Annotated in this window: 12 protein-coding genes; 7 read left to right on the forward strand and 5 right to left on the reverse strand. The window is 71.8% G+C overall.

Features of this window, described 5'->3' with window-relative positions:
• A partial coding sequence (locus C6N75_RS26540) for an ATP-binding protein (RefSeq protein ID WP_258177629.1) occupies positions 1 to 224 on the forward strand: 224 nt, incomplete at its 5' end.
• 7 nt (positions 225 to 231) lie between these two features.
• Here C6N75_RS26540 and C6N75_RS26545 read toward each other — a convergent pair.
• The 4 genes from C6N75_RS26545 to C6N75_RS26560 all read right to left on the reverse strand — a co-directional run bounded on the left by C6N75_RS26545 (position 232) and on the right by C6N75_RS26560 (position 2899).
• The gene (locus tag C6N75_RS26545) at positions 232 to 708 is read right to left on the reverse strand and encodes a MarR family winged helix-turn-helix transcriptional regulator (protein ID WP_105871414.1); all 477 of its coding nucleotides are present in this window, start codon (positions 706 to 708) and stop codon (positions 232 to 234) included.
• Positions 709 to 843: 135 nt separating this feature from the next.
• The gene (locus C6N75_RS26550; protein ID WP_105871415.1) at positions 844 to 1614 is read right to left on the reverse strand and encodes an AIM24 family protein; all 771 of its coding nucleotides are present in this window, start codon (positions 1612 to 1614) and stop codon (positions 844 to 846) included.
• The gene (locus C6N75_RS26555; protein ID WP_105871416.1) at positions 1611 to 2261 is read right to left on the reverse strand and encodes an AIM24 family protein; all 651 of its coding nucleotides are present in this window, start codon (positions 2259 to 2261) and stop codon (positions 1611 to 1613) included. The genes C6N75_RS26550 and C6N75_RS26555 overlap by 4 nt, the downstream gene beginning before the upstream one ends.
• Complete coding sequence (locus C6N75_RS26560; protein WP_105871417.1) at positions 2261 to 2899, reverse strand: AIM24 family protein; 639 nt, start codon at positions 2897 to 2899, stop codon at positions 2261 to 2263. The genes C6N75_RS26555 and C6N75_RS26560 overlap by 1 nt, the downstream gene beginning before the upstream one ends.
• A gap of 176 nt (positions 2900 to 3075) precedes the next feature.
• Between C6N75_RS26560 and C6N75_RS26565 the strand changes: the two genes are divergently transcribed.
• From C6N75_RS26565 to C6N75_RS26590, 6 genes are all read left to right on the forward strand, one after another.
• Positions 3076 to 3423 carry a DUF3817 domain-containing protein gene (locus C6N75_RS26565; RefSeq protein WP_105871418.1) on the forward strand — a complete coding sequence of 116 codons (348 nt, stop codon included), beginning with the start codon at positions 3076 to 3078 and terminating at the stop codon, positions 3421 to 3423.
• Positions 3420 to 3713, forward strand: coding sequence for an MTH1187 family thiamine-binding protein (locus C6N75_RS26570; RefSeq protein ID WP_105871419.1), 294 nt, complete (start codon positions 3420 to 3422; stop codon positions 3711 to 3713). Before C6N75_RS26565 ends, C6N75_RS26570 begins: the two co-directional genes overlap by 4 nt.
• Positions 3714 to 3785: 72 nt before the next feature.
• Positions 3786 to 4295, forward strand: coding sequence for a MarR family winged helix-turn-helix transcriptional regulator (locus C6N75_RS26575; protein ID WP_105871420.1), 510 nt, complete (start codon positions 3786 to 3788; stop codon positions 4293 to 4295).
• A 76-nt stretch (positions 4296 to 4371) separates the two neighbouring features.
• Entirely contained in the window at positions 4372 to 4704 is a 333-nt protein-coding gene (locus tag C6N75_RS26580; protein ID WP_105871421.1) for a DUF3817 domain-containing protein, read from the forward strand.
• Positions 4705 to 4804: 100 nt separating this feature from the next.
• Positions 4805 to 6505: an acyl-CoA mutase large subunit family protein gene (locus C6N75_RS26585; RefSeq protein WP_105871422.1), complete on the forward strand. Its 1701-nt coding sequence runs from the start codon at positions 4805 to 4807 to the stop codon at positions 6503 to 6505.
• Positions 6506 to 6758: 253 nt separating this feature from the next.
• Entirely contained in the window at positions 6759 to 7250 is a 492-nt protein-coding gene (locus C6N75_RS26590; protein WP_105871423.1) for a GNAT family N-acetyltransferase, read from the forward strand.
• Here C6N75_RS26590 and C6N75_RS26595 read toward each other — a convergent pair.
• A partial coding sequence (locus tag C6N75_RS26595; RefSeq protein WP_146132685.1) for a sensor histidine kinase occupies positions 7231 to 8021 on the reverse strand: 791 nt, incomplete at its 5' end. The two genes, C6N75_RS26590 and C6N75_RS26595, sit on opposite strands and share 20 nt — an antisense overlap.

Here is an 8021-nt window from a genome sequence, read left to right on the forward strand (position 1 = left end):
TGCTGGCGGTCGCCGACGACGGGGCGGGGGTGCCGGAGGGCGAGCGGGAGCGGATCTTCGAGCGGTTCGTGCGGCTGGACGACGCCCGCAGCCGGGACGAGGGCGGGGCGGGCCTGGGGCTGGCGATCGCCCGCGACGTGGCGGCCCGGCACGGCGGGACCCTGCGCGCCGCCCGGTCCCCCTCGGGCGGCGCGCGGTTCGAGCTGAGGCTGCCCGCGGTCTAGTCGGCGGCTACGGCTTGCCGCGCAGGCCGCGCAGCCGGGCGGCGACGGGCTTGAGGGACTGGTGCAGACGGCCCAGGTCCTCGGGGCCGAGCCGGTCGACGAAGTGGCTGCGCACCGACTCCACGTGGTGCGGGGCGACCTTGCGCATGGTCTGCATGCCCTGGTCGGTGAGGACCGCGAAGAGGCCGCGCCGGTCGGACTCGCAGTTCTCCCGGCGTACCAGTCCCGCGTTCTCCATGCGGGTGATCTGGTGGGAGAGGCGGCTCTTGGACTGGAGGGTAGCGGTCGCCAGGTCGCTCATCCGCAGGCGGTGGTCGGCCGCCTCCGAGAGGTTGACCAGGATCTCGTAGTCGTTCATGGTCAGCCCGAATGGCTGGAGGTCCTTCTCCAGTTGGTAGGTCAGCAGCCTTTGGACGTCCAGATACGTCCGCCAGGCGCACTGCTCGGCTTCGGTCAGCCAGGGGATGGCCGTGTCGGTCTCCATGAATGGATTCTACCTAAGAAGTTGAATTGCGAACAATAACGGTCGGTGACGCCGGGCGTTCCCGCCCCCCGTCCTCCCGCCCGCACCCGGAAAAGGCGCAGGCGTTCGAGGGCGTCACCCTCCGCAGACTACCGTTCACAGCCCGAAGCGGCGCTGGAGGTCTCCGAGCTGGCCGGGAAGACGCGGCACCGAGCCCTGACCGTGACCGGAATATGCCCCCGGCACCCCCGCCTGCGTCGGTGCGACGCCGGTCGGCTGCTCCGCCATCAGCTGCTCGGTGGACTGGAGCAGCACGGTGCCCGCGCCGGTGAAGTCGAACTGGTGCTCCTCGCCGGAGGCTCCGCCGAGCCCGGTCAGCGCGCGCAGCCCGCCCATCACCCCGGTCATGTACCCGTGGTCGTAGTGGTGGCAGGGGGAGGGGCAGTCCGCCCAGCCGACCAGCGCCTGCGGGTCCACCCGCAGCGGCGGCTCCATGAAGACCACCGGCCCGTTGGACGCGGCCACGAACTTCCCCGTGCCGATCAGGGTGAGGAAGCCGGGCACGATCGACTGCTTGAGGGCCAGGGTCGGCTGGTACGCCAGCAGGTTGCCGGACCGGATGGTCAGGTTCCCCTCGTCCAGGTCGAAGGAGTTCACGTCGAACGAGCGGTCCGCCAGCAGCATCTTGCCGCTGCCCTCGGCCACCACCCAGTCGCTCGCGTGCAGCGGCGAGTGGAAGCTGGTGCGCAGCAGCCGGTCCAGCCTCCCGTGGCCCAGGCCGTTGAACTCGATCGACCCGTAGTAGGCGATCATCTTGCCCTTCTGCAAGAACCACTGGGAGCCCTTCAGCTCCACGCAGAAGGTGTACGGGTTGACGTTGTCGTCACTCGGCAGCGTCGCCGGGTCCCACACCGCGGGCGTGCTCACAGCTTCTCCTCCGACGCCTGGACGTACACCGCACCACTGCCGCTCAGCTCCAGCTGGAACGCCTCGCCCGAGCCGCGGCCCACCATGTCCCGCCAGCCCAGCGCGGTGGAGAGCTTGTTCCGTACGTCGCCGTGGTGCGCCACGTACGCCTGCGGGTCCACGTGCACCGGCCGGTCCGGGGTGATCGGCAGCCGGATCACCCCGCCGTGCGCCATCACCGCGACCGAACCGTGGCCCTGGAGCGTGGTGGTGAACAGCCCCTGCCCGGACACCTGGCCGCGGACCATGCCCATCACCCCGCCCTGCGAGCCCAGGAACATCGTGCCCTGGCGCAGGGCGCCGTCGAAGGCCAGCAGCCGGTCCGCCTCCACGTACAGGGTGTCCCCGGTCAGCCCGATCACCTGGACGTGGTGGCCGCCGTGCCCGAAGAGCACGGTGCCGCTGCCCTCCACCGTCATCAGCGGGGTGTCCTCGCCGGCCGCGCGGCGGCCGATCATCGACATCAGGCCGCCCTGGCCGCCGGCCGTGTTCGGCGTGAAGGAGACCTCGCCGCGGTAGGCGAGCATCGCCCCGCGCTGGCTGAACATCCGCTGCCCGGGGGTGAGGACCGCCTCGACCATCTTGGAGTTGATCTCACGGAACGGCATCAGACGTCCCCTCCGACCGTGTTGCGCTCGCTGGGCTGGACGTAGACCAGTCCGTCTCCCTCGAAGCGGATCTGGAACGCCTCGCCGCCGCCCTCGCCCATCAGCGTGCGGAAGGTCACACCGGACTGGAAGGACTGCCGGAGGTTCCCCTGGTGCGCGACGTACGCGCCGGGGTCGACCGAGAGCGGGTACTGCGGGGTCACCCGGAGCACCACCGCCGGGCCGTCGGACATGATCGCCGCCTGGCCGATGCCCTCCAGGGTGGTGGTGAACAGCCCGTTGCCGCTCGCCCCGCCGCGCAGCCCGGTGAAGCTGGTGCCGGTGCGCACCCCGCCGTCGGCGCACAGCAGGTTGCTGGCCTCCACGTACATCTTCTCGCCGCGCAGGCTGACCAGGTTGATCTCGGAGGCGCGGTCGGCGAAGTAGCAGGTGCCCTGGCCGGACACCTCCATGACCTCCATCTGCTCGCCGGTCAGCCGGCGGGTGACCATCCCGCGCAGCCCCTCGCCGCCGCCGGTGGTCTTCTTGAACGCCATCCGCCCCTCGTAGGCGACCATCGAGCCGTTCTTGGCCTTGACGGTCTCCCCGGTCAGGTCGACGGCGAGCACTCTGCTGCCTTGCAGTCGGAACGTTGCCACGGGAGGACGTTAACCGGGGATCGCGGGCGCGAACAGAGGCGGCCGCCGGCGGTCCGGACCCCGGTCAAGGAAGGGCAAAGGAGGCTGCCACAATGGGCGGGGCGCTTGTGCGCCGATTCACAAGATCGTGCCCCGCTGCCCGACTCCGCCCCTCCCGACGTCGAAGGTGCCTCACCGTGGACATCAAGACCGCCGCCTCGCTCCACCGACTCCGACTGGTCTCGGCCCCCGAGGCCGTCTCCTTCCTGCTGCTGCTGGCGTGCTCGGTGCTCAAGCGCACCACCGAGTTCAACGCGGTGCCGGTGATGGGCATGATCCACGGGGTGCTGTTCGTCCTGTACGTGCTGTTCTGGCTGGACGCCTGGAACCGCACCAAGTGGGACGTGAAGACCGCCGCCCTCTACTTCGTCCTCTCCGTGCTGCCGTTCGGCGGCTTCTACGCCGAGCGCCGTCTCAAGCGCGAGGCCCAGGACGCCGTCATCGCCTCCCGCGCGCGCCGCGAGGGCACGGTGAACGCGGCATGATCGTCGCCTTCTCCGTCACCCCGCTCGGCGTCGGCGAGGAGGTCGGCGAGTACGTCGCCGAGGCCGTCCGGGTCGTCCGCGAGTCCGGGCTGCCGAACCGCACCGACGCCATGTTCACCTCCGTCGAGGGTGAATGGGGCGAGGTGATGGACGTGGTCCGGCGGGCGGTCGCCGCCGTGGAGGCCCGCGCCCCGCGCGTCTCGCTGGTGCTCAAGGCCGACATCCGGCCCGGCGTCACCGACGGGCTCACCGCCAAGGTCGACACCGTGGAGCGGCACCTGGCCGGCTGACGGCGGCCGAGCGGTCATACCGAACTCCGAGACAGGGCTGACCGGCATGTGACCAGTCGGTAAGGTCGGGGCGTGCCCAAGCCGCTCAGTCTCCCGTTCGACCCCATCGCCCGCGCCGGCGAACTCTGGCAGCGGCGCTGGGGGCCGGTGCCCTCGATGGCCGCGATCACCTCGATCATGCGGGCGCACCAGATCCTGCTGGCCGAGGTGGACGCGGTCGTCAAGCCGTACGGGCTGACCTTCGCCCGGTACGAGGCGCTGGTGCTGCTGACCTTCTCCCAGGCGGGCGAGCTGCCGATGTCCAAGATCGGCGAGCGGCTGATGGTGCACCCCACCTCGGTCACCAACACCGTGGACCGGCTGGTCCGCTCCGGTCTGGTCGACAAGCGGCCCAACCCCAACGACGGACGCGGCACCCTGGCCTCCATCACCGACAAGGGCCGCGAGGTGGTCGAGTCGGCCACCGCGGACCTGATGGAGATGGACTTCGGCCTGGGCGCGTACGACGCCGAGGAGTGCGGCGAGATCTTCGCCCTGCTGCGCCCGCTGCGGGTCGCCGCGCACGACTTCGACGACGCCTGAGGGGCGCATCCGCAGGCCGTCCGCGGGGCCGGGGGCGCGCGAAGATCGCCCGGAACGGGCGGTTACGCTCGTTGCCATGAAAGAGAACGTGCTGACCCGCTACCGGGTGATGGCGTACATCACCGCCGTGTGGCTGCTGGTGTTCACCGTCGCCATCGTCCTGAAGTACGGGTTCGACACCGGCGACACCATGCTGATCTCCCAGATCCACGGCGTCCTCTTCATCATCTACGTCGTCTTCGCCTTCGACCTGGGCTCGAAGATGAAGTGGCCGTTCGGCAAGCTGCTGTGGGTGCTGGCCGCCGGCTGCATCCCGGTCGCCTCCTTCTTCGTGGAGCCGAAGATCACCCAGGAGGCCCGCGCCCACCTCGCCGGCGTCCGGGGCGCGCCGGTCAAGGCCGAGGCGTAAGCGCGCCACCGCAGGTCGCCAGGCGTTTCCAGCGCCGTGAGCCCGGCTCGCGGCGCTGTCCCATCGACAGGTACTAGGACGTCCTAGTAAATTGGGCGGCATGGACGCTGACGCCATCGAGGACGGCCGCCGACGCTGGCAGGCCCGCTATGACGCCGCCCGCAAGCGCGACGCCGACTTCACCACGCTCTCCGGCGACGCCGTCGAGCCGGTCTACGGGCCCCGGCCCGGAGACGTCTACGAGGGCTTCGAGCGGATCGGCTGGCCGGGGGAGTACCCGTACACCCGCGGCCTGCACCCCACCGGCTACCGCGGCCGCACCTGGACCATCCGGCAGTTCGCCGGCTTCGGCAACGCCGAGCAGACCAACGAGCGCTACCGGATGATCCTGCGCAACGGCGGCGGCGGCCTCTCCGTCGCCTTCGACATGCCGACCCTGATGGGCCGCGACTCCGACGACCCGCGCTCGCTCGGCGAGGTCGGCCACTGCGGGGTCGCCATCGACTCCGCCGCCGACATGGAGATCCTCTTCCGGGACATCCCGCTCGGCGACGTCACCACCTCGATGACCATCTCCGGGCCGGCCGTCCCCGCCTTCTGCATGTACCTGGTCGCCGCCGAGCGCCAGGGCGTCGACACCGGCGTCCTCAACGGCACGCTCCAGACCGACATCTTCAAGGAGTACATCGCCCAGAAGGAGTGGCTCTTCGAACCCGAGCCGCACCTGCGGCTGATCGGCGACCTGATGGAGCACTGCGCGGCGAACATCCCCGCGTACAAGCCGCTGTCGGTCTCCGGCTACCACATCCGCGAGGCCGGGGCGACGGCCGCGCAGGAGCTGGCGTACACCCTCGCCGACGGCTTCGGCTACGTCGAGCTGGGCCTCTCCCGCGGCCTGGACGTCGACCACTTCGCCTCCGGGCTGTCCTTCTTCTTCGACGCGCACCTCGACTTCTTCGAGGAGATCGCGAAGTTCCGCGCCGCCCGCCGGATCTGGGCCCGCTGGATGAAGGAGGTGTACGGCGCGAAGACCGAGAAGGCGCTCTGGCTGCGCTTCCACACCCAGACCGCCGGCGTCTCGCTCACCGCCCAGCAGCCCTACAACAACGTGGTGCGCACGGCGGTCGAGGCGCTGGCCGCCGTCCTCGGCGGCACCAACTCGCTGCACACCAACGCCCTGGACGAGACCCTGGCGCTGCCCAGCGAGCAGGCCGCCGAGATCGCCCTGCGCACCCAGCAGGTGCTGATGGAGGAGACCGGCGTCGCCAACGTCGCCGACCCGCTGGGCGGCTCCTGGTACGTCGAGCAGCTCACCGACCGGATCGAGGCCGACGCGGAGAAGATCTTCGAGCAGATCCGCGAGCGCGGCCTGCGCGCCCACCCCGACGGCAAGCACCCCATCGGGCCGATCACCTCCGGCATCCTGCGCGGCATCGAGGACGGCTGGTTCACCGGCGAGATCGCCGAGTCCGCCTTCCGCTACCAGCAGTCCCTGGAGAAGGGCGAGAAGCGGGTCGTCGGCGTCAACGCCCACACCGGCTCGGTCACCGGCGACCTGGAGATCCTCAGGGTCAGCCACGAGGTGGAGCGCGAGCAGGTGCGCGTGCTGGCCGACCGCCGCGCCCACCGCGACGACGCCACGGTGCGCGCCTCGCTGGAGGCCATGCTGGCCGCCGCCCGGGACGGCTCCAACATGATCGGACCCATGCTGGAGGCGGTGCGCGCCGAAGCCACCCTCGGCGAGATCTGCGACGCGCTGCGCGACGAGTGGGGCGTCTACACCGAGCCGCCCGGCTTCTGAGCCCGCCGCCACGGGGAGGGGCCGCCGTGGACCACCACGGCGGCCCCTCCCCGTACGACCGCCCGACCGGCCACGGCAGGTCGGCGTCCCCGCCGAGGTCGGCGACCACCCGGCGCGGCACGTTCACCGCGACCGCGTAGTCCCGCGGCTCGATCACCCGGGCGTTGCGCTCCCGGGCGCGCATCGGTCGCAGGCCGACCGTGGAAACCCCGGTGAAGTCGAGGTCGAGGCCCGCCATGATGGCCGGATGGAGATCACCATCCGGGACGCCGGGCCCGACGACTGGGCGGCGATCTGGCCGTTCTTCCGGCAGATCACCGCGGCCGGCGACACCTTCACCTACCCGGTGGACCTGGGGCGGGACGAGGCCCGCGGCTGGTGGCTGCTGCCGGCCCCGGACCGCACGGTCGTCGCCGTCGAGGAGGCGAGCGGCCGGATCGTCGGCACCGCCAAGATGAACCGCAACCAGGCGGGCCCCGGCAGCCACATCGCCTCGGCGAGCTACATGGTCGACCCGGCCCACGGCGGGCGGGGCGTGGGCCGGACCCTGGTGGAGGACAGCATCGCCTGGGCGCGCGCGGCCGGCTACCGGGGCATGCAGTTCAACGCCGTCGCCGCCACCAACACCCATGCGGTACGGCTCTACGAGCGGCTCGGCTTCCGCGTCGTCGGCACCGTCCCCGGGGCCTTCTGCCACCCGGTCGAGGGGTACGCGGACCTGCACGTCATGTTCCTGGCCCTGTGACCGGCTCCTCGGCGAACACCAGGAGGAACACCGCGCCGCCGCCGGGGGCGTTGCCGGCCGTCAGCTCCGCCCCGTGCGCCCGGGCGATCTGCCGGGCCATCGCCAGACCGAGACCCGAACCGGGCAGGGCCCGCGCCGTGCCGGACCGGTAGAAGCGGTCGAAGACGTACGGCAGGTCCTCCTCGGCGATCCCCGGCCCGTGGTCCCGCACCGCCACCGCCCGCCCGGTGAACTCCACCTCCACCGGCGGCCCCGGCACCCTCGGCCCGAACTTCGCCGCGTTGTCCAGCAGATTGGTCAGCAGCCGGGACAGCCGGGCCGGCACCCCGGGCAGCACCAGCGCCGCCGCCTCGGCGTCCACCCGCAGGTCGAAACCGGTCTCCGGCCAGTGCGCCCGGGCCGCCGCCACCGCGTGCCCGACCAGCGCCGCCGGCCGCACCTCCTCCAGCAGCGGCCGCGGCTCCTCGTCCCGGGCCAGCTCGATCAGATCGCTCACCAGCCCCGTCACCTCCCGCAACTGCCGGCCCAGCGCCGCCGACGCCCGCTCCCGCTGCGCCGCCGTCAGCCGCTCGCCCCGCGCCAGCAGCTCCGCGTTGGTCCGCAGCGCCGTCAGCGGCGTGCGCAGCTCGTGCGACGCGTCCGCCACCAGCCGCCGGCGCACCGCCACCGACTCCTCCAGCTCACCCAGCATGGCGTTGAACGCCCCCGCCAGCCTGGTCACCTCGTCCTCCCGGCCCGGCGGCCCCGGCGGCAGCTCGATGCGGTGCCGGG

The sequence above is a fragment of the Streptomyces solincola genome (assembly GCF_002982015.1).
Taxonomy (GTDB): Bacteria; Actinomycetota; Actinomycetes; order Streptomycetales; family Streptomycetaceae; genus Streptomyces; species Streptomyces solincola.